The sequence below is a fragment of the Glutamicibacter sp. NPDC088483 genome (assembly GCF_044753145.1).
Lineage (GTDB): Bacteria > Actinomycetota > Actinomycetes > Actinomycetales > Micrococcaceae > Glutamicibacter.
This window is the reverse complement of record NZ_JBIVMP010000001.1, coordinates 165,836-190,294: the sequence shown is the minus strand read 5'-3', so window position 1 is coordinate 190,294 and position 24,459 is coordinate 165,836. Positions and strand designations below refer to the sequence as shown.

General features: G+C 63.4%; 23 protein-coding genes and 1 tRNA gene. 19 read left to right on the top strand and 5 right to left on the bottom strand.

Features of this window, described 5'->3' with window-relative positions:
- Window positions 1–15: 15 nt before the first annotated feature.
- The 6 genes from ACIP6G_RS00940 (at window position 16) to hisF (ending at window position 4,533) form a co-directional block, all read left to right on the top strand.
- Window positions 16–639, top strand: a complete 624-nt coding sequence (locus ACIP6G_RS00940; RefSeq protein WP_400288186.1) for a riboflavin synthase — start codon at window positions 16–18, stop codon at window positions 637–639.
- Window positions 639–1,886, top strand: coding sequence for a 3,4-dihydroxy-2-butanone-4-phosphate synthase (gene ribB / locus ACIP6G_RS00935; RefSeq protein ID WP_400288184.1), 1,248 nt, complete (start codon window positions 639–641; stop codon window positions 1,884–1,886). Before ACIP6G_RS00940 ends, ribB begins: the two co-directional genes overlap by 1 nt.
- Before the next feature lie 36 nt (window positions 1,887–1,922).
- On the top strand, window positions 1,923–2,414 hold the full coding sequence (gene ribH, locus ACIP6G_RS00930; protein WP_400288183.1) for a 6,7-dimethyl-8-ribityllumazine synthase: 492 nt from the start codon (window positions 1,923–1,925) through the stop codon (window positions 2,412–2,414).
- A 72-nt stretch (window positions 2,415–2,486) separates the two neighbouring features.
- Window positions 2,487–2,750 (top strand): phosphoribosyl-ATP diphosphatase, encoded by a 264-nt coding sequence (locus ACIP6G_RS00925; RefSeq protein ID WP_038991810.1) that lies wholly within the window; start codon window positions 2,487–2,489, stop codon window positions 2,748–2,750.
- 142 nt (window positions 2,751–2,892) lie between these two features.
- Window positions 2,893–3,741, top strand: a complete 849-nt coding sequence (gene hisG / locus ACIP6G_RS00920; RefSeq protein ID WP_105656716.1) for an ATP phosphoribosyltransferase — start codon at window positions 2,893–2,895, stop codon at window positions 3,739–3,741.
- 21 nt (window positions 3,742–3,762) lie between these two features.
- A complete protein-coding gene (gene hisF / locus ACIP6G_RS00915; RefSeq protein ID WP_105656715.1) occupies window positions 3,763–4,533 on the top strand; it encodes an imidazole glycerol phosphate synthase subunit HisF in 771 nt (256 codons plus the stop codon).
- A gap of 54 nt (window positions 4,534–4,587) precedes the next feature.
- On the opposite strand, the gene ACIP6G_RS00910 is transcribed toward hisF, so the two are convergent.
- The 4 genes from ACIP6G_RS00910 to ACIP6G_RS00895 all read right to left on the bottom strand — a co-directional run bounded on the left by ACIP6G_RS00910 (window position 4,588) and on the right by ACIP6G_RS00895 (window position 7,747).
- On the bottom strand, window positions 4,588–5,499 hold the full coding sequence (locus ACIP6G_RS00910; protein WP_400288181.1) for a hypothetical protein: 912 nt from the start codon (window positions 5,497–5,499) through the stop codon (window positions 4,588–4,590).
- Complete coding sequence (locus tag ACIP6G_RS00905; protein WP_400288180.1) at window positions 5,496–6,140, bottom strand: DUF6318 family protein; 645 nt, start codon at window positions 6,138–6,140, stop codon at window positions 5,496–5,498. The genes ACIP6G_RS00910 and ACIP6G_RS00905 overlap by 4 nt, the downstream gene beginning before the upstream one ends.
- Before the next feature lie 230 nt (window positions 6,141–6,370).
- Window positions 6,371–7,003, bottom strand: coding sequence for a hypothetical protein (locus ACIP6G_RS00900; RefSeq protein ID WP_400288179.1), 633 nt, complete (start codon window positions 7,001–7,003; stop codon window positions 6,371–6,373).
- A 102-nt stretch (window positions 7,004–7,105) separates the two neighbouring features.
- Window positions 7,106–7,747 carry a TIGR03085 family metal-binding protein gene (locus ACIP6G_RS00895; RefSeq protein ID WP_286134102.1) on the bottom strand — a complete coding sequence of 214 codons (642 nt, stop codon included), beginning with the start codon at window positions 7,745–7,747 and terminating at the stop codon, window positions 7,106–7,108.
- 134 nt (window positions 7,748–7,881) lie between these two features.
- Here ACIP6G_RS00895 and hisI point away from each other — a divergent pair, with 134 nt between their 5' ends.
- From hisI to pyk, 12 genes are all read left to right on the top strand, one after another.
- Window positions 7,882–8,283 carry a phosphoribosyl-AMP cyclohydrolase gene (hisI, locus tag ACIP6G_RS00890; protein ID WP_400288177.1) on the top strand — a complete coding sequence of 134 codons (402 nt, stop codon included), beginning with the start codon at window positions 7,882–7,884 and terminating at the stop codon, window positions 8,281–8,283.
- 103 nt (window positions 8,284–8,386) lie between these two features.
- Entirely contained in the window at window positions 8,387–9,958 is a 1,572-nt protein-coding gene (locus ACIP6G_RS00885) for an anthranilate synthase component I (protein WP_332727224.1), read from the top strand.
- Window positions 9,955–10,545: a Trp biosynthesis-associated membrane protein gene (locus ACIP6G_RS00880; protein WP_133834236.1), complete on the top strand. Its 591-nt coding sequence runs from the start codon at window positions 9,955–9,957 to the stop codon at window positions 10,543–10,545. The genes ACIP6G_RS00885 and ACIP6G_RS00880 overlap by 4 nt, the downstream gene beginning before the upstream one ends.
- Window positions 10,546–10,701: 156 nt before the next feature.
- On the top strand, window positions 10,702–10,950 hold the full coding sequence (locus ACIP6G_RS00875; protein ID WP_105656709.1) for an HGxxPAAW family protein: 249 nt from the start codon (window positions 10,702–10,704) through the stop codon (window positions 10,948–10,950).
- A 1-nt stretch (window position 10,951) separates the two neighbouring features.
- Window positions 10,952–11,776, top strand: coding sequence for an indole-3-glycerol phosphate synthase TrpC (trpC, locus tag ACIP6G_RS00870; protein WP_400288174.1), 825 nt, complete (start codon window positions 10,952–10,954; stop codon window positions 11,774–11,776).
- 110 nt (window positions 11,777–11,886) lie between these two features.
- The gene (trpB, locus tag ACIP6G_RS00865) at window positions 11,887–13,218 is read left to right on the top strand and encodes a tryptophan synthase subunit beta (protein ID WP_400288173.1); all 1,332 of its coding nucleotides are present in this window, start codon (window positions 11,887–11,889) and stop codon (window positions 13,216–13,218) included.
- Window positions 13,219–14,001, top strand: a complete 783-nt coding sequence (gene trpA, locus ACIP6G_RS00860; RefSeq protein WP_400288171.1) for a tryptophan synthase subunit alpha — start codon at window positions 13,219–13,221, stop codon at window positions 13,999–14,001.
- On the top strand, window positions 14,001–14,999 hold the full coding sequence (lgt, locus tag ACIP6G_RS00855; protein ID WP_400288169.1) for a prolipoprotein diacylglyceryl transferase: 999 nt from the start codon (window positions 14,001–14,003) through the stop codon (window positions 14,997–14,999). Before trpA ends, lgt begins: the two co-directional genes overlap by 1 nt.
- Window positions 15,000–15,091: 92 nt before the next feature.
- Entirely contained in the window at window positions 15,092–15,256 is a 165-nt protein-coding gene (locus ACIP6G_RS00850) for a hypothetical protein (RefSeq protein ID WP_400288167.1), read from the top strand.
- 305 nt (window positions 15,257–15,561) lie between these two features.
- Window positions 15,562–20,181 carry a glutamate synthase large subunit gene (gltB, locus tag ACIP6G_RS00845; RefSeq protein WP_400288165.1) on the top strand — a complete coding sequence of 1,540 codons (4,620 nt, stop codon included), beginning with the start codon at window positions 15,562–15,564 and terminating at the stop codon, window positions 20,179–20,181.
- Entirely contained in the window at window positions 20,174–21,643 is a 1,470-nt protein-coding gene (locus ACIP6G_RS00840) for a glutamate synthase subunit beta (RefSeq protein ID WP_400288163.1), read from the top strand. Before gltB ends, ACIP6G_RS00840 begins: the two co-directional genes overlap by 8 nt.
- An 86-nt stretch (window positions 21,644–21,729) precedes the next feature.
- Complete coding sequence (gene pyk, locus ACIP6G_RS00835) at window positions 21,730–23,241, top strand: pyruvate kinase (protein ID WP_133834232.1); 1,512 nt, start codon at window positions 21,730–21,732, stop codon at window positions 23,239–23,241.
- 181 nt (window positions 23,242–23,422) lie between these two features.
- Here the strand turns inward: pyk and ACIP6G_RS00830 are convergent.
- A tRNA-Leu gene (locus ACIP6G_RS00830) sits at window positions 23,423–23,507 on the bottom strand.
- A 189-nt stretch (window positions 23,508–23,696) separates the two neighbouring features.
- Between ACIP6G_RS00830 and ACIP6G_RS00825 the strand changes: the two genes are divergently transcribed.
- Window positions 23,697–24,314, top strand: coding sequence for an ANTAR domain-containing response regulator (locus ACIP6G_RS00825; RefSeq protein ID WP_105656703.1), 618 nt, complete (start codon window positions 23,697–23,699; stop codon window positions 24,312–24,314).
- Window positions 24,315–24,459 lie beyond the last annotated feature (145 nt).

Below are 24,459 nucleotides of genomic sequence, written 5' to 3'. Positions count from 1 at the left end.
TTTCAAGGAGTAATCATGTTCACCGGAATTGTCACCGGCCAGGGAGTCATAGAAGGCATCGAGACCTTCAGCGGCAAGGATCTGGCAGTACTGACCCTGCGTGCCCCGGGCCACACCGAAAACCTGGGCCTTGGCGGTTCTCTTGCCGTCAACGGGGTCTGCCTGACCGCCACCGAGCTGGAAGGCGACACGCTCAGCGTCGACGTCATGGGCGAAACCCTGCGCCGCACCACCATCGGCGCCTTGAAAACCGGCGACCAGGTCAACCTCGAACGCTGCACCCCCGCCGGAGGCCGGCTCGATGGGCATGTGGTGCAGGGCCACGTAGACACCGTCGGCGAGGTGCTGGCCCGCGAAGACCACGGTCAGTGGACCACCTTCCGCATTGGAATCGACGCTGCTTACGCGCCGCTGACCGCGGAAAAGGGTTCCATTGCGCTGGACGGCATCTCGCTGACCATTACCGCAGTCTCCCCGGCAACGAATTCCGGTGGGCACTGGGTCGAGGTCGGCATCATCCCGATCACCCTCGCCGAGACCACCATGGGCACCCGCCAAGTGGGCGAGAAGATCAATATCGAGGTCGACGTGCTCGCCAAGTACGTGGCACGCCTGAATGAATTCGGAGGCCGGCAGTAATGGGCACCTCGACTTTGGATTCCATCCCTACCGCGCTGGCAGCCCTGGCCGCCGGACGAGCCGTAGTGGTCGTCGACGACGAGGACCGGGAAAACGAGGGCGACATCATCTTCGCCGCCCAGCACGCTACGGCCGAGCTGATGGCCTTCACCATCCGCTTCACCTCAGGGGTGATTTGCGTGCCCTTGGGCGCCAAGCGGGCCGACGCGCTGCGCCTGGCCCCGATGGTCGGCATCAACCAGGATGCCAAGGGCACTGCCTTCACCGTCACCTGCGACGCCGCCGAAGGGATCACCACCGGTATTTCCGCTGCCGATCGTGCGCTGACCAGCCGACTGCTGGCCGACCCGGCCACCGAACCGGCCCAGCTCTCCCGCCCGGGCCATATCTTCCCGCTGCGAGCTGCGGCCGGGGGAGTGCTGGAACGTCGCGGGCACACCGAAGCGGCGGTCGACCTGTGCCAGGCCGCCGGCTTGGAACCGGTTGGGGTGATCGGCGAAATCACCAAGGACGACGGCGAAATGATGCGCCTGGATGACCTGCGCGTCTTCGCAGTTGAACACAACTTGCCGCTGATCTCCATCGACGACCTGGCCCGCTGGCGCCGAGTCAACGACGAGATCGAGCTGACCGATCCGATCAAGCTGCCCACCGCCTTCGGGGACTTCACCGCCCGCGCTGCTACCGCAGAAGGCCACGAGCACGTCGTGCTCAGCCACGCCGGCCCCGACGGCGCTAAGCCCGGCAACCTGGTGCGCATCCATTCGGAGTGCCTCACCGGGGACATTTTCGGTTCCTACCGGTGCGACTGCGGCGAACAGCTGCATGCTTCGATGGAAACCATCGCCCGCGAAGGCGGTCACGTCATCTACATCCGCGGACACGAAGGCCGCGGCATCGGCCTGGCCAACAAGCTGCGCGCCTACGCCCTGCAGGAAGGCGGCATGGATACCCTGGACGCCAACCTGCATCTGGGCTTCCCTGCCGACGCACGCGAGTACTTCGCCGTCGCTGCCATCCTCAAGGCCATGGGCATGGACGAAATCCGATTGCTGAGCAACAACCCGGACAAGCAGGAACAGCTGAATGACGCGGGAATCAAGGTAGCAGAGCTGATCGGCCTGCAGATTGCACCGCGTGAGCAGAACTCGGCCTACCTGCGCACCAAGCAGACGCGCTTCGGCCACCACCTGGATCTGCCCGATGCCGACGATGACCAGCAGGCCGACGCCTACCACGGCGCCTGAACCCCACGAATCCAGAAGAATAGAAGGAGCATCAAGATGAGCAAGCATGGCGCACCTGCCGATGTCAGCGAACAGCTGAAGGCCCTGGCCGTTCAGGAGAAGTTCTCACAGCTCAAGGTGGCCATCGTGGCCGCGAGCTGGCACGAGGTGATCATGAACGGACTGATTGACGGCGCCGAGCGCGCCGCCAAGGATGCCGGTCTGGAATCGAGCACCACCCTGGTCCGTGTACCGGGCACCTTCGAATTGCCGGTCGCTGCCTCCACCCTTGCCGGCGACTACGACGCGGTCATCGCGCTCGGCGTGGTCATCCGTGGCGGTACCCCGCACTTTGACTACGTCTGCTTGGCCGCGGCCAATGGCTTAACCAATGTGAGCGTGGACACCAAAACACCAATCGGTTTTGGCGTGCTCACCTGCGATAACGAAGAGCAGGCCCTTGACCGCGCTGGCTTGGAAAACTCCAGCGAGGACAAAGGCTATGAAGCCTACTCGGCTGCCGTCATGACGGTAGCCACACTGCCATAGCATTCGGGTGGCCCTGTCACAAAGGGCCACCAGAATACAGCCCCTGCAGAGAAAACAGCTAGGATAAGTTCCGTGAAAACTTTTGACGAGCTCTTCAGCGAACTATCGCTCAAGGCACAATCCCGCCCGGAAGGCTCACGTACCGTCACCGAACTCGACTCTGGTGTCCATGGCATCGGCAAGAAGATCGTCGAGGAAGCCGCCGAAGTTTGGATGGCTGCGGAGTACGAAACCGATGAGGCCGCGGCGGAGGAGATCTCCCAGCTGCTGTACCACCTTCAGGTCCTCATGATCGCCAAGGGAATGACCTTGGCCGACGTTTACAAGCATCTATAGCCGTCGCGCGATTGCGGCCTGATCCACTGCCGATCAGGTCGCAGTCAACGCACGGCGGCAGAAACAACGGCCAACGAATTAATCCTTGGCGCTTGTTTATGGCTAATCGCCGCAGCGCCATTCATGACGAAATGAGTCAATAATGCTCCGCGTAGCCCTACCCAATAAGGGTGCCCTATCCGAAATCGCTTCCACCATGTTCAAGGAAGCCGGCTACCTCCAGCGCCGCGATTCCCGCGAACTGGTCCTGGTCGATGAGGAAAACCAAGTTGAATTCTTCTACCTGCGTCCGCGCGACATCGCAGTCTATGTCGGCCGGGGAATCCTGGACGTAGGCATCACCGGTCGCGATCTGTACCTTGACGCAGATGTCGACGACGCTGTCGAAGAGCAGCTCTCGCTAGGCATCGGGAAATCGGCTTTCCGCTTCGCTGCCCCGGTTGGCGCCTTCAACGATGCACAGCAGCTCAATGGCAAGCGCATTGCCACCAGCTATGACGTGCTGCTGCGGCACTACCTCGAAAAGTCCGGCATCCAGGCTTCGATCGTTCGCCTTGACGGTGCCATCGAATCTTCGGTCCGGCTGGGCGTGGCCGATGCCATCGCTGACGTTGTAGAAACCGGCAATACCATCAAGGCCGCTGGCATGGAGATCTTCGGCGATCCGCTGCTGAACTCCGAAGCAGTCATGATCGGCCGTGTCGGCCACAAGCCATCCGGCTTGGACGTGCTGATCCGCCGCCTTAACGGTGTGCTCGTTGCCCGCCAGTACGTCATGCTCGACTACGACGTCCGCCGCGAGCTTGCCGACCAGGCTTGCGAGCTGACCCCTGGCCTGGAATCGCCAACCGTGTCGGACCTTGCAAACTCCGATTGGGTGGCCGTGCGCGCCATGGTCAAGAAGTCGCAGACCAATAACATCATGGACGAGCTGTACGAAGTTGGCGCCCGCGCCATCTTGGTCAGCCAGATCCACGCCTGCCGCATCTAAGTAGACAAGGAAAATTCGCTGATGAGCGTTGCAATTCGTGTTATTCCTTGCCTCGACGTTGACGCCGGACGTGTTGTGAAGGGCGTGAACTTTGCGGGGCTTCGCGATGCTGGCGATCCCGTTGAGCTTGCCCGTCGCTACAATGATGCAGGTGCCGACGAGTTGACCTTCTTGGATGTCACCGCATCCAGCGCGGATCGTGAAACTACTTATGAGGTCGTTCGCCATACCGCAGAAGAAGTTTTCATCCCGCTGACCGTAGGCGGAGGCGTCCGCGCTGCCGAAGACGTCGATCGCCTGCTGCGCAACGGCGCCGACAAGGCCTCGATCAATACCGCGGCGGTGAACCGTCCTGAGGTCATCAACGAGATTACCCAGCGCTTCGGCTCCCAGGTACTCGTGCTGTCGCTCGACGCCCGACGCACAGATGACCCGACGATTGCATCGGGCTACGAGGTTACTACTCATGGTGGTCGGACCGGCACGGGAATGTGCGCCGTAGCTTGGGCCAAGGAAGCTGCTGAACGAGGCGTGGGGGAGATCCTGCTGAACTCGATCGATGCTGATGGCACCAAGGATGGTTTCGATCTGGAAATGATCCGTGCAGTTCGCGCCGAGGTCTCGGTCCCGCTGATCGCATCGGGTGGTGCAGGAAAGCCTGAGGACTTCCCTCCAGCAATTGAAGCAGGTGCCGATGCCGTTTTGGCCGCCTCGATTTTCCACTTCGGTCCGAAGGACATGATCGCCAAGGTCAAACAGGCCATCCGCGAAGCTGGCTACCCAGTTCGCTAGGCACGTAAGCCGAAGGCCCAGCACCAAATGGTGCTGGGCCTTAGCTGTACCCGGCTACTCGTTGGCAATCAGTTCCTTCTCGGTCCGCCAAACGTCAATTTCAATAGGAACGCTGGCGACGGCAGCCTGACCGGGTATAGCTTGCCACGCGCCGCCATCGACGCTGAATTCTCCGCGGTAGAGAGTGGTCACCCCGACCTTGAAAGTTCCCGTCTCTCCATACGAGTGACTCGTGGGGGTTTCATCTCTCAGCGTATGGTGCGGCATCGGTTCGCCAGGGAAACTTAGATTTCGAGTCGTCCCATCCCCATAGTTCCAGTTCCACTGAATCGGTATGGCCTTGATTTTTATTTCTGCGCCCGATAAGTTCGAGTCAAATAATTGAGTTTCTTGAGACGCCCAGAAATGCGAATAACCATTTCTCAGAGAGAAAGTGGTAGGAGTACTCCTGACTGTCGAACCTTTGATCGGGAAGGACCGGAAGGCTTCAAGAGTAATTCGCGGTTCATCTATATACGATTCCTCTGGTATATCCTCCGGAAGTGGGTCTCCAGGACATACCGAGAATTGCCGAATGAATTCGCCGTCGAGTGCTAGTACTTGCCGCGTGATTGGGCGCGACCCGTCCGGGCAGGAAGGTCTGTCGGGGTTGGAATCACATCCGGTCACGTCGCTGTTCCCGGTGTGACACTCGTAGAAATCCCGAATTTTCAATCGAGGTTTCACTTTAGGTCCATCCTGCTCCCGCTTGGGACCCTTTTCCGGAACGTTCCACACTTCAAATTTGTCTGATTCCGGGGATTGGCACTCAGCATAGCTATGTTCGGCATTAGTCTCGGTGAGCTCAGTTTGATCAAGCTGTGGACAAGGGCGTGCGAAGGGAGCTATATCGGTTGGGAAGGTGACTCCGGGTGACGTGAGAAATACATAGAGCAATATTTCGCTTACAAAGGTTTGAATTTTCATTTGGATGGCGTCTCAATGTCAATTATGTAGACCTTCCAGCCAGAATCATATTCCATTCCTATCGCGGCCGTTTTCGACGGCCGTTTGTCTTTTCTCGATTCGAGCTCGTTTGGTTTTATGTAGAAGTTTGCCGCGGCGACTTCAAAACGAACCGTTACGACGGCCTTGTTGTTTGATGATTTATAGCTGTCAATAACTTGATAACTGTGTTCACCTCCGACTTGCCATTTGCCACTTATCTGCGCACGTCCCGCCGGATCAATGAGTGATTTACCGCAAACTTCGCATTGACGAGTGGTGGATTTCTTCAACGGCTCGCCATCGTTGGTTTGTATTACGTAATTAATGACTTCGAAATAGTACTCAGCAAAGGCAGTGGCGCCCTCCTCAGAATTCTTTTTGGCGGCCGCGGACATTTTTGGAACAGGGACGTTTTTAGCTGGGCCTGTCGCTGATGCTGGCTGGTACTTATGGGTTTCGCCTACCGAGGAAGTTGCTGATCCAGACGGTGTTGCGGAGGAGTTTACCGCCGCCGTCGACGGTGAGCTCTTTGGCCCTTCAGCGTTCCCTGCGTTGCAGCCTGATAGTGCGAGTGCAACAGCTGCAACGGACGCGACAACTGCAATTTTCCGAGTGTCCATTCGAACTCTCCATGATCATTGGGAATGCCAGGTTGTGCGCCATCCTATGCCCGTGTTTCAAGAAAGTGGAGAGTTTTCGAGGAATCTGTGGAAAACTCAGGGCAGCTAAATCCCGAATCCCAATTACCTGTAACCACGTTTGATGACGGTCTGGAGTGATAACGATGCGGCTGGCGACGTTTGATTTCAGGACTCATGGATTCGCCTAGCCTGAAATCAGGCACGTTCAATTAGCTGAGCGGTGCTTTACTCGGGGGACTCTCAAGCGCGATGGCAGAAACTTTCCATCCGGTGTCGGTGTATTCAAGTCCCATGGTGATTTCACCCAGATTTTGTTCTTCGACAATGATGGTTTCCTGATCGGGACGAAGGAGCGAACGTTCAGACAAGGTGAGCTCGCCCATCAGATAAGCAGAATTACCGTCAAACCGGACGATATAGTCCGTGTGCAGGAAGTAGTAGCCGCCGGTTTGCATGTCTTCCGGACCTGTTCGGAGGTCTTCTTGCTCGCGGAAGGTCTTCCAGCACTGTTCCGCTTTGCATGTTCCGGTAACTATCGGGGTGAAATCGGCGGAGTCCTGGTAGATGATTTCATAATTGAGCAAGTCGAAGAAGTACGTTCCGGCGTCCTGGACTCCGTAATCCGATTTTTCATACGTGATATCTGCCGACTCCGGAAGCTCCAGTTCGCTTGATGGAGGTGCCTGCGTGGTACTTGAAGCCGTCGGCAATGAAGCCGAGGACGCCGGATCGGCGGGAGCGACTGAAACGAAGAGTGCTGATACCAGGGCAACCAAGACGAACGCGGGCACGATGGCGATAGCGACACTGGGGTAATGCTCAAGGACTCTGCGCGTGTTCATGGCCAAGCTCCAGACCTGTTGGATATCGATTGCTCGAAATCCTAGGCCGGTGCGACGCGAACTTGGACGGCGCACCCACGAATGTGAATAACCAAGGGAGCTCTATAGCCCTGGCTTGAAGCCCTTGACGATTTCCAATGCGGTTTCCCCGCCTTCGAACAAGACCAGGCTCTGGTCGATGCGGCCGAAGGAGTACATCATCAGCTCGGTGACCGGGCCGGTAATCGAAACAGCGTTCGGAGCCTTCTTGGCGACATGACGCTGGCCATCGGGACGCGTCAGGATGATGCCAATTGGCGCATGGCGGAACAGCAGGCGAGACATGCGGGTCAGCGACTGCCAGAGCAGTTCGGTGTACTCGGTGTCCAGGACCCGCGGAGCCCACTGGCCGCGGGCACGCCGCACATCTTCGGTGTGGATGAAGAACTCGGAGAGGTTCGCCGACTGGTTGACCTTGTCGATGGCGAACGGCGAGAAAGCGGGTGGACCCGATCGGAAGCTGCGGACCAACCCGGCATAGCCTTCGGGAGTCTGCGCCGCGATCACCATTTGGTTCTGCTTCGCCTCGAGCTTCTTGGACAGCGGTTTGAAGAACATGCCGGCAGAAAGCAGTGAGCTTTCGCGCAACACAAGGTGAGCGGCGAGATGGCGGGTCTGCCAACCGTCGCAAAGGGTGTCGGCGGTAGGTCCTGCCGCAAGCAGGGTCTCGGCCAACGCAAGTCTGGAAGCCTGAACTAAGTGCATCACCTCTGAAACTAGCACGCTCCAAGTGACTAATTGTGCAAGGTGAAAGAGGTGTCGCCAAGACGGCGTGGCGCGTCGACGAGCGGTACGTCACAGGTCTCTGGATTCCGCGGAAAACCAGTATGCTAATGGTGATGTCTACTTCTAACGACGGCTCGAATCCGAGCCCTGAATCCCACAGCCTCGACCCGGCTATTGCCCGGCGTCTCAAGCGAGATGCCAATGGCCTGTTTGCTGCCATCGCGCAGCAGTACGACTCCGGGAAAGTGCTGATGCTCGGCTGGATGGACGATGAAGCGTTGCACCGCACGTTGACCACTGGCCGGGTCACCTTCTACTCCCGTTCCCGCCAGGAATACTGGCGCAAGGGCGACACCTCCGGCCACTTCCAGTTCGTGCAGTCCGTTGCCCTGGATTGCGATGGGGACGCGCTGCTGGTGCAGGTCGACCAGGTAGGCGCCGCCTGCCACACCGGCACCGAATCCTGCTTCACCGATCGTGAATTGCCGGCCGTCGTGGGCCACCGCCCCGAGTAGGACTTTCGAAGCACCGGCACACGCGGTTGGCTAGCGCCGGGAATGCCGCGCCCAGCTGCGCATCGCAGCACGCGCTCGAAGAATACGTAGAAGAAGAACACAGATGAAAACCCTTGGCAAGATTTCCCCGTCCCGCGAGTCCTTCCGCGCCATGGCCGCGAACCGTCGTGTCATCCCCGTGACTATCACCGTGCTGGCTGACTCGCTCACGCCCATCGGCCTCTACCGCACCCTGGCGCAGGGCCGCCCGGGCACTTTCCTGATGGAATCGGCTGCCCCGGGCGGTGTCTGGAGCCGCTATTCCTTCATTGGAGTGAACTCCCCGGCAACGCTGAGCACCCGTGGTTCAGAAGCCTACTGGCAGGGCCATGCGCCAGCTGGCCTGCCTACCGGCGGTGCGGGCGTGGAGGTCTTGCGCGACACCGTGCGCGCGCTGAAGACCGAACCCGTTCCCGGCATGCCTCCCTTGACCGGCGGCATGGTCGGCTTCATCGGCTGGGAATGCGTGCGCCACTGGGAGAAGCTGCCCAACCCGCCGGCCGATGATCTGAACCTGCCTGAGCTGAGCATGAACCTGGTAGCGGACATGGCTGCCCATGATGCGGCCGAAGGCACCGTCACGCTGATCGCCAACGCGATCAATTTCGATGGCAGCGACGAGAACGTCGACGACGCCTACGACGGTGCCGTCACCCGCCTGCAGGCGATGCTCGACCAGCTCGCCGTGCCAGTGGATTCGGCCGCGGCGGTGCTCACCGGTACCGATGTGCCGCGCGAAACCCTGATGGAAGCTGTCACCCACTCCTGGGATGAAAACGAATACCTCAAGGCGCTGGCCAAGTCCAAGACCGCGATCGTGGACGGAGAGGTCTTCCAGATCGTCGTCTCGCGCCGCTTCGAGCTGGAAACGCAGGCCGACGCGCTGGATGTCTACCGCGTGCTGCGCGCGACTAACCCGAGCCCGTACATGTACCTGTTCAACTTCGTCAACGAGGACGGCGAACGGTTCGAGATCGTCGGTTCCTCGCCCGAAGCGCTGGTCACCGTCAACGATTCGCACGTGGTCACCCACCCGATCGCCGGTTCCCGCCCGCGCGGGGCGAACTACGAGGACGACCAGCTGCACGAGAAGTCGCTGCTCAACGACGAGAAGGAGCGCGCCGAGCACCTGATGCTGGTTGACCTTTCGCGCAACGACCTCTCGCGGGTCTGCAAGGCCGGCACCGTGGAAGTCACCCAGTTCATGGAGGTCGAGCGCTTCAGCCACATCATGCACCTGGTCTCCAATGTGGTGGGCAAGACCCGCGACGACGTGGACGCCTACGACGTGCTGGCCGCGACCTTCCCGGCCGGCACGCTCTCCGGCGCACCGAAGCCCCGCGCCCTGCAGCTGCTGGACGAGTACGAACCGTACCGCCGCGGCATCTACGGCGGCGTGGTCGGCTACCTGGACTTCGCCGGCGACATGGACATGGCCATCGCCATCCGCTCCGCCCTGCTCAAGGGGGAGCGCGCCTATGTGCAAGCCGGCGGCGGCATCGTCAACGACTCGAAGTTCGCCGACGAAGCCCTGGAAACCGTGAACAAGGCAGCCGCCCCGCTGCGCGCCGTCTGGGCTGCGCAGTCGATGCGTGCGGCCCACAACATCAACACCGAATCAGGTGAAACGAAGTGAAGAAATTGACCAGCGCCCGCACCCTCGCCCTCTTCGGCATGGCCGGCGCACTGATCGGCCTCTGGTCGGCCACCCGCACATGGATCACCGTCGATGTGGCCTCCAGCTCCGTGCAGATCCCGCAGATCGCCATCGACGGCGCCACCGCGGCCGCCTCGGTCACCGCGGTCTCCGTGGTGGTGCTGGCCGGTTCGCTGGCGCTGCTGATCGCCGGGAAGATCGCCCGCTACATCATTGCGGCGATCTGCCTGCTCGCCGGTGCCACCGTGGTTGCCGCCGGCCTCGGGGCGCTGCGCGATCCGCAGGCCGTCGCCTCCACCACCGTGGCCGAAGCTACCGGACTGGCCCAGAACGTCGGCGAGTACACGCTCAGCGCGTGGCCAGCGGTCGCGGTGTTCGCCGGAGTGCTGATGGCGCTGCAGGCCGTGCTGGTGTTCGTCTTCGCCGGCCGCTGGCCCGCCAAGGCCAGCAAGTACGATCGGCAAGCGGCAAGGTCCAGCGCGGAGCCCAAGGACCAGTCCTCGCGCAACATCGCCAGCTGGGAGCAGCTCTCGGACGGCGAAGACCCGACTGCTGGCCGGAAATAACCCGAGCGGATCGTGATTCGCACCACCGGCGCGAAACGAAGGCTTCCGGAATAGGAGGTTCCCGCGCGCAGGTGGCAGAATGGAACCTGAAGACCAACGTCCCGGGCAGCAACGCCCTGCCGGGACGCAGCATCACAACATGAGGAGACATCGAACATGTCGCAGAACACCGAGCTCGATCCGGTATACACCGAAGAGATTGGCCACGGTAACTCCATCGCAGCGTGGGCCTGCGTACTGACCATGATTGCCGGTTCAATCGTGGCCGGCATCGCCTTCGCCTACTTCGCCTGGTCCATCGTCTGGGTCGGTTGCGGCATCATGGTGGTTGGCCTGCTCCTGGGCTGGATCCTGAAGGCAGCCGGTTTCGGCGTGGGCGGCGCTCGCAGCGGAGCATCGCACTAAATTGACTGTTCTTGATGAGATCATCGCGGGCGTCCGGGAAGACCTGGGCGCCCGTCGCGCAATCACCAGCCTGGAAGCGATCAAGCAGGCCGCGGCAGCGGCAGCTCCTGCGCGCGATGCTTTCGCCGCGCTCGGTGGCCATGCCGACCAGGCCGCCCGCGACACCACGCTGCGTGTCATCTCCGAGGTCAAGCGCAAGTCCCCGTCCAAGGGTGCGCTGGCAGATATCCCGGAGCCTGCCGTACTGGCCGCAGAATACGAGGCCGGTGGCGCCTCGGTGATTTCCGTGCTCACCGAAGCCCGCCGCTTCGGCGGTTCGCTGCAGGATCTCGACGCGGTACGCGCTGCCGTGCAGATTCCGGTGCTGCGCAAGGATTTCACGGTCGACGAGTACCAGATCTACGAAGCCCGCGCCCACGGCGCTGACCTCGTGTTGCTCATTGTTGCGGCGCTGAATGATGAATTGCTGGCATCTTTCCTAGAATTGACTCACCAGCTGGGAATGAACGCCCTGGTGGAGACCCACACCGAGGAGGAAATCGCCCGCGCCAGCAAGGCCGGAGCGAAGATCATCGGCGTGAACGTGCGCAACCTGAAGACGCTGGACGTCGATCCAGCCACCTTCGGCAAGCTCGCTCCGCTGCTGCCGGCCCAGGCGGTGATCGTGGCCGAGTCCGGTGTGGAATCCACCGAACAGGTCGCCCAATACGGTGCGGCCGGCGCCGACGCGGTCTTGGTGGGCGAAGCGCTGGTGAAGCATGCCGATCCGCGCGCTTCGGTCGCCGCGTTCATCAAGGCCGGTACCGGCGCCAAGCCGCAGCGCTAGCCGCGCACGGCGGCGAAGGACCCAGAACTGCTTTTCGTGCCCCGCAGGAGTTTCCGGCGGGGCACGAGACTTACCACGAATCAAGCTCCGTACGAGGAAAGAGGGAATCGATGAGCACTCCGGAAAACTCCGAGCACCGCCAGTCGATCGATGCACAGTCGCTAAGGCACGCAAGCGGCCCGTACTTTGGTGCCTACGGCGGGCGATGGATGCCCGAGTCCCTCATGGCCGCCATGGATGAGCTGAACGAGACCTTCGAAGCGGCCAAGAACGACCCCGAGTTCATCGCCCAGGTCAAGGACCTGAACAAGAACTACTCCGGACGCCCCTCCCTGCTCACCGAAGCCAAGCGCTTTTCCGAGCAGTACTGCGGCGGGGTGCGGATCTTCCTCAAGCGCGAGGACTTGAACCACACCGGCAGCCACAAGATCAACAACGTGCTCGGCCAGGCGCTGCTGGCCAAGCGCATGGGCAAGACCCGCATCATCGCCGAGACCGGTGCCGGCCAGCACGGCGTCGCCTCGGCCACCGCCGCGGCCCTGATGGGCCTGGAATGCGTGGTCTACATGGGCGCGGAAGACACCCGCCGGCAGGCGCTGAATGTCGCGCGCATGCGCCTGCTCGGCGCCACCGTCATCCCGGTCACCGTCGGCTCCCAGACGCTGAAGGACGCGATCAACGAGGCGCTGCGCGACTGGGTGGCCAACGTGGATAACACCCACTACCTGCTGGGCACCGCCGCCGGCGGCGCACCATTCCCAGCCATGGTCCGCTACTTCCACGAGGTCATCGGCGACGAGGCCCGCGAGCAGATCCTGGCCCAGACCGGCCGCCTGCCCAACGCGGTGACCGCCTGCATCGGCGGCGGATCGAACGCGATCGGCATCTTCCACGGCTTCCTCGACGATCCCGAGGTGGAGATCTACGGCTACGAGGCCGGCGGCGACGGCGTGGACACCGACCGCCACGCCGCGACCATCACCCTGGGCCGCCCGGGCGTGCTGCATGGCGCGAAGTCCTACCTGATGCAGGACGAGGACGGGCAGACCGTCGAATCGCACTCCATCTCCGCGGGCCTGGACTACCCGGGCGTCGGCCCGGAGCACGCCTACCTGGCCGACATCGGCCGCGTGAAGTACGAGCCGGTCACCGACACCGAGGCGATGGACGCGTTCAAGGCGCTGTGCCGCACCGAGGGCATCCTGCCGGCGATCGAGTCCGCGCACGCCCTGGCCGGCACCATCCGCCTGGCGGCGCGCAAGATCGCCGAAGGCGCGGTCCCCGAAGAGACCATCATCATCGCGAACCTCTCGGGCCGCGGGGACAAGGACGTGGGCACCGCTGCCGCCTGGTTCAACATGATCGACGAAAAAGACGCCGAGGCCGAAATCAACGCGGCCACTGCGCAGAACTCCGGCTCGCAGAAATCCGAGGAGAAGTAGATGACCCGCGTGACCAGCGCCCAGAAGATCGCCGCAGCCCGCGTCGAGGGCCGCCCGGCCCTCATCGGCTACCTGCCTGCCGGCTTCCCAGACGTCGCCACCAGCATCGAGGCCGCCGTGGCGCTGGCCGAGAACGGCGTGGATGTCATCGAGATCGGCATCCCGTACTCCGACCCGGTGATGGACGGTTCGGTGATCCAGGAAGCAACCGTGCAGGCGCTGGCCAACGGCTTCAAGGTCCCGCAGATCTTCGACATCGTGCGCGGAATCACCGAACGCACCGACGTGGCAGTAATGGTCATGACCTACTGGAACCCGGTCTTGCGCCTGGGCGTGGACGAGTTCTCCCGGCGCTTCGCCGAAGCCGGCGGCGCCGGCCTGATCACCCCGGATCTGGTGCCCGACGAGGCCGCCGAATGGATCCAGGCCAGCGAGAAGCACGGCCTGGAGCGCGTGTTCCTCATTGCCCCTTCGTCCACCGAAGCGAGGGTGCAGCGCACCGTGGATGCGTCCTCCGGCTTCGTCTACTGCGTGTCGCTGATGGGCGTCACCGGCGCCCGTACCGAGGTGTCCTCCGCCGCGCAGGCAGTGGTCGACGCCGCCCACAACGCCGGCGCCGAAAATGCCTGCGTGGGCCTGGGCGTCTCGCGCCGCGAGCACGTGGAAGAAATCGGCGCCTACGCCGACGGCGTGATCGTCGGCACCGCGCTGGTCGCCGCCCTGCGTGACGGGGGAGTGCCGGCCGTGGGCGCCCTGGCCGCCGAACTGAGCGGACGGGCCTGATGGCTTTTGCCGCGCAGCTGGCGCTTGCCTTGCCCGCCTCCATCCCTTCGCCGCCGCCGGAATTCGCCAGGATCTCGATCGGCCCGCTGACCATCCACGCCTACGCGCTGTGCATCCTTGCGGGCATCCTGATCGCGCTGTGGCTGACCAACAAGCGCCTCGGCGCCCGCGGCGGCAACTCCGACATGCTCTGGGACATCGCCATCTGGACGATCCCCTTCGGCATCATCGGCGGACGCCTCTACCATGTGCTGATCACCGACCCGATGTACTACTTCGGACTCGGCGGGCAAACCGCCCACCTGGCCGAGATCCCGCAGATCTGGCTTGGCGGGCTGGGCATCATGGGCGCGGTGTCGCTCGGCGCACTCGGAGCGTGGATCGGTTGCCGGAAAGCCGGCATCCGGCTCTCGGCCTTCGTCGACGCGGCCGTGCCCGGCCTGCTGCTGGCGCAGGCGGCCGGGCGCTGGGGCAACTGGTTCAACCAGGAGCTGTTCGGCGCGCCGACCGACTTGCCGTGGGGCCTGGAGATCGATGCGGACAACTACAACTTCCCGGCCGGGCTGCCCGCGGACACGCTCTTCCACCCGACCTTCCTGTACGAGTCGCTGTGGAATGTGCTGGGCGCCTTGGTGCTGATCGCGCTGGACCGGAAGTTCAAGCTGCGCCGCGGCGCACTGTTCTGCTGCTACATGATCTGGTACGGCATCGGCCGCACCTTCACCGAATCGCTGCGCCTGGACCCGGCCGAAATCATCGCCATCGGGCCGCTGGCCCTGCGCGTGCACCAGTGGCTGGCGATCGGCATCGCCATCGCCGGCATCCTCGCGCTGATCGTGGTCCTGGGAAAGCTGCGCAAGCAGCAGGTCGATCCGTTCTACCTGCCAGGCAGGGCCCCGGCGCAGCCGGTCGAAGCAGATCGCGCCAAGCCCGCCGCGCACTCACCGGCGGAGTCCAGCTCCGATCCGGGCAGCGACGCCACAGAGCGGCAGCAATAATTCCATAGCCCCATTCCGGTGGCCGGCAAGCATCCACGCTTGCCGGCCACCGGTGGTTTAAGCCGCGCCAGCAGCTGCCCGGATCCGCTTTCATGACGCGCCCTGGCCCCAATATGGCGAAATATCCGGAAAATCTGGGCAGTTTTCCGCCCCTCGGGCGCAACATGCCCGAAACATTGGGCGGCTATCAAAACCGGCTGGCAAAACCGGTTTTCGCGATCCCCGCCCGCAAAAAACTGCTTTTTCCGCGCCGGTAGCGGCAGAAGTTTTTAACATTCCTGAAACACAAGCACGCGCATGCGAGAAACAAAACCTGCGTAACGTGTGATCCACGCGCCACGCTGGTCGATCGACCCCTGGAAAGGCCAGCTGGTGCAGCACCACAACGAGGTGGGAAATGTTCGTCCCCGAAACCTCGATGCGCAAGCAGACCCCGCTTAGCACTGTCGAAAAGTTTCAGCTAGATGAAACATCCAGGCGGCCGGAAGCCCTTGCCAAGAATAAGCCCTTTACCGGGGGCTGCCGCGCGCCTATCCTGCATGAACCACAGAAAGGCACGCTCATGAGCATGACCGGAGTCCAGATGAACGCCTCGCCAGGTTTTGGCGAGGAGGTCCCCTCGCCCTACACCCGTTTTTCCGCGCTGCCTGGCGCGCAGGGTCTGTATGACCCAGCGGCCGAAAAGGATGCCTGCGGCCTGGCGATGATCGCGTCCCTGAAGAACGATGCCAGCCACGAGATCGTCGCCCACGCGCTGACCGCCCTGCGCCGGCTTGAGCACCGCGGCGCCATCGGCGCCGATGAAGGCACCGGCGACGGCGCCGGCATCCTGCTGCATCTGCCCGATGCCTTCCTGCGCAGCGTCACCGCATTCGATCTTCCCGCCGCCGGCTCCTACGCCGTGGGCATGGGCTTCCTCCCGGCCGACGCCGGCGAACGTGCCTTCGCCCAGGAAGAACTGGAAACCATGGCCGCCGAGGAGAACCTGGCGGTGCTCGGCTGGCGCGAGGTACCGGTTGATTCCGACGTGCTCGGCGCCTCGGCCCGCAAGGTGATGCCGTACATCGCCCAGATCTTCATCGGCGCCCACGCCGGCGCCCCGGCCGCCACCCGCCGCGAGCTGGACGCCGCCGCCTGGCGCATCCGCCGCCGCGCGCATAACAAGATGGGCGTGTACTTCGCCTCGTTCTCCTCGCAGTCCATCGTCTACAAGGGCATGGTCTCCACCGCGCAGCTCGAGCCGTTCTACCCGGACCTGTCCGACGCCCGCTTCACCAGCCGCTGCGCGATCGTGCACTCGCGCTTCTCCACCAACACCTTCCCGTCGTGGCCGCTGGCTCAGCCTTTCCGCACCATCGCGCACAACGGCGAGATCAACACCGTCAAGGGCAACCGCAACTGGATGCGCGCCCGGCAGTCGACCCTGGAATCCGAGCTGCTCGGCGAGGTGCCCGAGGAACTGTTCCCGATCTGCACCGCCGGCGCCTCGGACTCGGCTTCCTTCGACGAGGTCGCCGAAATGCTCATGCTCTCGGGCCGCAACGTGACCGAGACCATCATGATGATGATCCCGCAGCCGTGGGAAAACGACGATCAGATGGACGCGGACCTGCGCGCCTTCTACCAGTACCAGTCCATGCTCATCGAGCCGTGGGATGGCCCCGCCGCCGTCTGCTTCACCGATGGCGCGATGGCCGGCGCGGTGCTGGACCGCAATGGCCTGCGCCCAGCCCGCTGGTGGGTCACCGACGACGGCCTGGTGGTCCTGGCCAGCGAGGTCGGCGTGATCGACGTCGACGAAGAGCACATCGTGAAGAAGGGCCGTGTCGCCCCGGGCAAGATGTTCGCCGTGGACCTGGACGCCCAGCGTATTGTCGAGGACGCCGAGATCAAGGCCGAAGTGGCCGCCGCCAAGCCATGGCGCGAATGGGTTTCGCAGAACCTGAAGACGCTGGCCGACTTCCCGGACCTGGAGCACGTGCGCCACAACTCCGCCTCCGTGGCCCTGCGCCAGCTGACCTTCGGCTACACCACCGAGGAGCTGCGCGTGCTGCTCGCTCCCATGGCCGCCACCGGCGCCGAACCGCTGGCCGCCATGGGCACCGACACCCCGATTGCCGCCCTGGCTGACCGGGCGCGCCTGCTGTTCGACTACTTCACCCAGTCCTTCGCCCAGGTCACCAACCCGCCGCTGGATGCAATCCGCGAAGAGCTGGTCACCTCGATGGGCACCGCGATCGGCCCCGACGGCAACCTGCTGTCCCTGGACCGTGTCCCGCAAACTCAGATCGCGCTGGACTACCCGGTGCTGACCAACGACCAGCTGGCCAAGATCGTGCACCTGCGCGACGAATCCGGGTCCAAGTACTCGCTGAAGGTGCGCGGCCTGTACCGCCCGGCCGGCGGCGAATCCGAGCTGCGCGCCCGCCTGCAGGAAATCTGCGAGAAGGTTTCCGCCGCGGTGAACCGCGGGGTGCGCTACATCGTGCTCTCGGACCGCGATTCCTCCGCGGCCTGGGCGCCGATCCCGTCGCTGCTGCTGACCTCCGCGGTGCACCACCACCTGCTCAAGAGCTCCAACCGCACCCGCGTTTCGCTGATCATCGAGTCCGGCGACGCCCGCGAAGTGCACCACATCGCCCTGCTCATCGGCTACGGCGCCAGCGCCATCAACCCCTACCTCGCCCTGGAATCGGTCGAGCAGATGGCCGAGAACGGCGAGCTGCCCGGAGTTGACGGGCACCAGGCCAGCAGCAACTTGATCAAGGCGCTGGGCAAGGGAGTGCTGAAGATCATGTCCAAGATGGGCATCTCCACGGTCTCCAGCTACTGCGGCGCGCAGACCTTCGAGGCCGTGGGCCTGTCCCAGCGCGTGGTCGACCAGTACTTCACCGGCACCGCCACCAAGCTCTCGGGCATCGAGCTGGATGTGGTGGCCGCCGAGGCCGCCGCCCGCCATGCCCGCGCCTACCCGGAGATCGACGGCGGCGCCCAGCCGCTGGAACTGGAAACCGGGGGAGAGTACCAGTGGCGCCGCGAAGGCCCGCCGCACCTGTTCAACCCGGAAACCGTCTTCCGCCTGCAGCACTCCACCCGCACCCGCCGCTACGACGTGTTCAAGGAGTACACCAAGGCCGTCGACGACCAGGCCGCACAGCTCAAGACCCTGCGCGGGCTGCTGAAGTTCAAGACCCAGGGGATCACCCCGATCGCCATCGACGAGGTGGAGCCGGTCAGCTCCATCGTGAAGCGCTTCGCCACCGGCGCGATGAGCTACGGCTCGATTTCGGCCGAGGCCCACGAAACCCTGGCCATCGCGATGAACCAGCTGGGCGCGAAGTCCAACACCGGCGAAGGCGGGGAGGATCCGGAGCGGCTGCTCGATCCGGTGCGCCGCAGCGCGGTCAAGCAGATCGCCTCGGGCCGCTTCGGCGTGACCAGCTTGTACCTGGCCAACGCCGATGACATCCAGATCAAGATGGCCCAGGGCGCCAAGCCCGGCGAAGGCGGCCAGCTGATGAGCGCCAAGCTCTACCCCTGGATCGCCAAGACCCGCCACTCCACCCCGGGTGTCGGGCTGATCTCCCCGCCGCCGCACCACGACATCTACTCGATCGAGGACCTGGCCCAGCTGATCCACGACGCGAAGTGCGCCAACCCTTCCGCCCGCGTGCACGTGAAGCTGGTCTCCGAGTCCGGCATCGGCACCGTCGCGGCCGGCGTGGCCAAGGCCAAGGCCGACGTCGTGCTGATTTCCGGGCACGATGGCGGCACCGGCGCCTCGCCGATGAATTCGCTGAAGCATGCCGGCACCCCGTGGGAAATCGGCTTGGCCGAAGCGCAGCAGACGCTGATCCTCAACGGGTTGCGCGACCGCGTCACCGTGCAGGTCGACGGCCAGCTGAAAACCGGGCGCGACGTGCTGATCGGCGCCCTGCTGGGTGCCGAGGAATTCGGCTTCGCCACCGCGCCGCTGGTGGTCTCGGGCTGCATCATGATGCGCGTATGCCACCTGGACACCTGCCCGGTGGGCGTGGCCACGCAGAATCCTGCGCTGCGCGAACGTTTCACCGGCAAGGCCGAGTTCGTGGTGAACTTCTTCGAGTTCATCGCCCAGGAGGTGCGAGAGCTGCTCGCCTCGCTGGGGGCGCGCACCCTGGACGAGGTGATCGGCAAGGTCGAACTGCTCCAGGCCGATCCCGCCCAGTTCGCCGCGCACGACAAGGTCTCCGGGCTGGCCCTGGATGCGATTACCCACGTGCCGGATACCGAGCTGGCGGCGCGCCGCCGCCGCATCGGCCAGGACCACGGGCTGGACACGCACCTGGACCAGCAGCTGCTCGCCGCGGCCGGACCGGCGCTGGCTGACCGCCTGCCGGTCAGCATCGACGCGGCGATCGTGAATACCGACCGCTCCACCGGCACGCTGCTGGGCCACCATGTGACCAAGACCTTCGGGCTGCAGACCCTGGAGCGGGACACCATCAAGGTGAACCTCTCGGGCCGCGCCGGCCAGTCGCTGGGCGCCTTCCTTCCCGAGGGCATTACACTCAAGCTCTCGGGCGACGCGAATGACTACGTCGGCAAGGGATTGTCCGGCGGCCGGATCGCGATCCACCCGCCGCACACCACCCTGTCCAAACCCGAGGAGCAGGTCATCGCCGGCAACGTGGTCGGCTACGGCGCCACCAGCGGGGAGCTGTTCATCAACGGCATGGTCGGCGAACGCTTCGCGGTGCGCAACTCCGGGGCCACGATTGTCACAGAAGGCATCGGCGAGCACGGCTGCGAGTACATGACCGGGGGACAGGTGCTGATCCTAGGAGCCACCGGCCGCAACTTCGGCGCCGGGTTCTCCGGCGGCGTGGCCTGGGTGCTGGACTTCGATGCAGCCAAGCTGAACCCGCTGGCTGCCGGGCAGTCGGACGTGCTGGTAGCGCCGATTACCGATGCCGAAGCCGAACGCATCCACGAGCTGCTCACCGAGCACATCGCATTGACCGCATCCCCGCTGGCCTCCCGCCTGCTGCTGGACTGGGAACGAACCCGCAGCCGGCTGACCAGCATCACCCCGCGCGACTTCGCCGCCGTGCAGCAGCTGCGCAGCGACGCAGTAGCCAACGGGCAGAACCCGGATTCGCCGCAGGTATGGAACAAGATTTTGGAGGTGACCCGTGGCTGATCCACGTGGATTCCTGAAGGTGACCGAACGCGTCACCCAGCCCAAGCGCCCGGTGCCGGTGCGCCTGATGGACTACAAGGAGGTCGTCGAGCGCCAGAAGTCCGGCATCCTGGAGGAGCAGGCCGGCCGTTGCATGGACTGCGGCGTCCCGTTCTGCCATTCGGGATGCCCGCTGGGCAACCTGATCCCGGAGTTCAACGACCTGGCCTACAGGGGCCGGATGGATGATGCGGCCGCCCGGCTGCTGAGCACCAACAACTTCCCGGAGCTCACCGGCAAGCTGTGCCCGGCCCCGTGCGAGTCCTCCTGTGTGCTGGGCATCAACCAGCCCGCGGTGACCATCAAGCAGGTCGAAGCGGAACTGGCTGTCCACCTGATGGACGCCGGCGACTTCGTGCCGCAGCCGCCTGCCCGCCACACCGAGCACCGCGTGGCGATCGTCGGTTCGGGGCCGGCCGGATTGGCCGCCGCCCAGCAGCTGACCCGTGCCGGGCACACCGTGGCCGTCTACGAGCGCGACGAAGCCATCGGCGGCCTGCTGCGCTTCGGCATCCCGGACTTCAAGCTCGAGAAGCAGGTCATCGACCTGCGCCTGGCCCAGATGGAAGCCGAAGGAACGATCTTCCGCACCGGCATCGAGATCGGCAAGGACATCTCCTGGAAGCAGCTGCGCCGCGACTACGACGCGGTCATCGTGGCCACCGGTGCCACGGTGCCGCGCGAGCTGCCGGTGCCGGGCAACAAGCTCGACGGCGTGCACCATGCCATGGAGTTCCTCACCGAGAGCAACCGCGTGGTCGCCGGCCAGCTCGATGCCCCGCGCATCGATGCGGCGGGCAAGCACGTGATCGTGCTGGGCGGCGGAGACACCGGATCGGACTGCATCGGCACCGCCCTGCGCCAGGGAGCGGCGAGCGTCACGACGCTGGCCATCGGCCAGCAGCCGGGCACCGAGCGCCGCGAAGACCAGCCGTGGCCGATGATGCCGGTGCTTTTCGAGGTGCAGACCTCCCATGAGGAAGGCGGCGAGCGAACCTACCTGGCTTCGACCGTGAACTTCATCTCCGGCGAGGGAACTGAGCAAAACAAGGTGATCGGTGTTACAGTTGCAGAGACAGAATTTGTTGCTGGCAAGCGCCTCCCGAAGCCTGGAACCGAACGCGTAATCAAAGCGGATCTGGTTCTGCTTGCCCTCGGGTTCACCGGTCCGGAAGTTTCCGGATTGGACGAACAGGTCAGTATCGAATTCGACAACCGGGGCAACGTCGCCCGAGATGGCTACTACATGACGAACACCGAATCGGTATTCGTCGCCGGAGACGCCGGTCGGGGACAGTCGCTGATCGTGTGGGCTATCGCCGAAGGACGCGCTTGCGCGGCCGCGGTCGACAAGTTCCTCATGGGTTCGACTACCCTTCCTGCACCGGTTGCTCCAACCGATAGGGCCATCAGCATCATTTGAGTGACATAGGCTTGAATGCGGCGCACCCGGATGCCGGGTGGGCCGCATTTTGCCTATGTGAACATGAAAGGCATTTGGCTGACGGAATGAGACGCGCAAAGATTGTGGCAACCTGGGGCCCGGCCCTGGCAAGTTATGAAAATACTGTAGCGGTACTGAAGGCGGGCGTAGACGTAGCCCGCCTGAACATGAGCCATGGAGACCACTCCATGCACGCACAATCCCTGGCGAATGTGCGCAATGCGGCCGCGGAGATCGGCCGCGCGGTTGGCATCTTCGCCGACCTGCAGGGTCCGAAGATCCGCCTTGGCCGCTTCAAGGACAACGCCAAGTACATCCTCGAGGCTGGTGAGGAATTCACCATCACCATCGAGGACATCGAAGGTACCCGCAACCTGTGCTCCACCACCTTCAAGGGCCTTCCCACCGATGTCCAGCCGGGCGATTTCCTGCTGATCAACGACGGCAAGGTCAAGCTCAAGGCGCTGGCAGTTGACCAGACCTCGGTGCGTTCCGAGGTCGTCGTCGGAGGCGAGGTGTCCAATAACAAGGGCATCAACCTGCCAGGCGTCGCGGTGAACGTTCCCGCATTGAGCGAAAAGGACGAGGACGACCTGCGTTGGGCACTGCGTGCCGGCATCGACATGGTCGCGCTGTCCTTCGTGCGCAACGCCGAGGACATCGAGCGCGTGCACGAGATCATGGACGAAGAAGGCCGACGCGTGCCGGTGATCGCCAAGATCGAGAAGCCGCAGGCCGTGGCCGCGCTGGAAGAAATCATCAATGCATTCGACGCCATCATGGTCGCCCGCGGGGACTTGGGCGTGGAGCTGCCGCTGGAAGAAGTTCCGGTCGTGCAGAAGCGTGCCGTGGAGCTGGCACGCCGCTGGGCCAAGCCGGTCATCGTCGCCACCCAGGTGCTCGAATCGATGATCGAATCGCCGACCCCGACCCGCGCCGAGGCTTCGGACTGCGCCAATGCGGTGCTCGACGGCGCCGACGCGGTCATGCTCTCGGGGGAGACCTCCGTGGGCGCGTACCCGGTGGAAACCGTGGAGACCATGTCGCGCATCATCTCCTCGACCGAGCAGCACGGCCTGGATCGCATTCCCCGCTTGGGTTCCCAGCCGAAGACCCGCGGCGGCGCGATCACCCGTGCCGCGGTGGAGATCGCCGATCAGCTCGACGCGAAGTACATCGTCGCCTTCACCCAGTCCGGCGACTCGGCACGGCGCCTCTCGCGCCTGCGCCCGAAGAAGCCGGTCCTGGCTTTCACCCCGCTGCAGCAGACCTACAACATCATGACCCTGATGTGGGGTGTGCAGGCACGCCTGGTGGCCTACGCCGACCACACTGACAAGATGACCGCCCAGGTGGACGAGGCGCTGCTCTCCGAAGGCCTGGCGGAGCTCAACGATATCGTGTGCATCGCCGCCGGGTCCCCTCCGGGACAGGCAGGGTCCACCAACTCGCTGCGCGTGCACAAGGTCGGCGACCTCGCCGATGCCGGCCAGCTGGTCAATGGCAAGCCGATGCCTGCTCGCGAGAAGGTCGGTCCGTGGGCACCGGAAAACGTCTCCACGCCGAAAAACCTGTAGACGCTCTTTCGCGCACTAGCTGAAGCAAGAAAATCTGCCCTGCTCCAGAATTCTGGAGCAGGGCGGATTTTTTGCCTTGGCGCCCGCAAAGCGCGATTGTGAACTCGAGCACGTGCCCTGTGGTTGCGCGCGCAAAAAAGGCCGTTGAACCGGAAAATTTCCGATCCAACGGCCTTCATGCTGGTGCCCAAGGTGGGACTCGAACCCACACATCTTTCGATACCGCATTTTGAGTGCGGCGCGTCTACCGATTCCGCCACTTGGGCTGGCACTTTGACTACTTTACTAGAGGTTTTCCAGATTTCCTAATCAGGAACCTCGCGTCTTCGCCTCAACAAGAGTACATGCCAGTAGGCTTAGATGTGAAACCGAGGCAACGTGGCTTCGCTGAACTGAAACCATCTAGATACTGCCCATTCAGCGGGCAGGATTTCTGACCATGGAGGAAGGCGCCAATGAGCGAACTACCTGAAATCACCCGCATCCCATCCGAGGTGCAATCCACTCCGCGTCGAGTGGTCGTTGCCGAGGATGAAACCCTGATCCGCTTGGATATCGTCGAAATTCTCCGTTCCGAAGGGTACGACGTCGTCGCCGAAGCCGACAACGGCCAGACCGCCCTGGAGAAGGCGCGCGAATTGAAGCCCGATCTGGTGCTCATGGACGTGAAGATGCCGGTCATGGATGGCATCACCGCCGCCGAAGCCATCGTCAAGGAACGCATCGCCCCGGTCGTCTTGCTGACCGCCTTCAGTCAGAAGGAACTGGTGGAGCGTGCCCGAGAAGCCGGTGCCATGGCCTACGTGGTCAAGCCGTTCACCCCGGCAGACCTCACCCCGGCCATCGAAATCGCGATTTCCCGCAATGACGAGCTGCGCGCGCTGGAGGAAGAAGTCAGCAACCTGGCCGAGCAGTTCGAAACCCGCAAGCTGGTTGATCGCGCCAAGTCGCTGCTCATCACCAAGATGGGCTTGACCGAGCCGGAAGCGTTCCGCTGGATCCAGAAGACCTCCATGGATCGCCGCCTGAGCATGCGCCAGGTAGCCGAGACGGTCGTCGACCAGGTCAAGTAGGGACCGCCAAGCACTGGATTGTGCGCCAAGCCACTTATGGTTTGGCGCACATTTTTTATGCCTGCGATGCGCCGATACCGCGCTTGGAGGCTAGTTAACCCTCTGGTAACCAGTTGTTCATCCGAGTTTTCCCCGGATGGGGTTG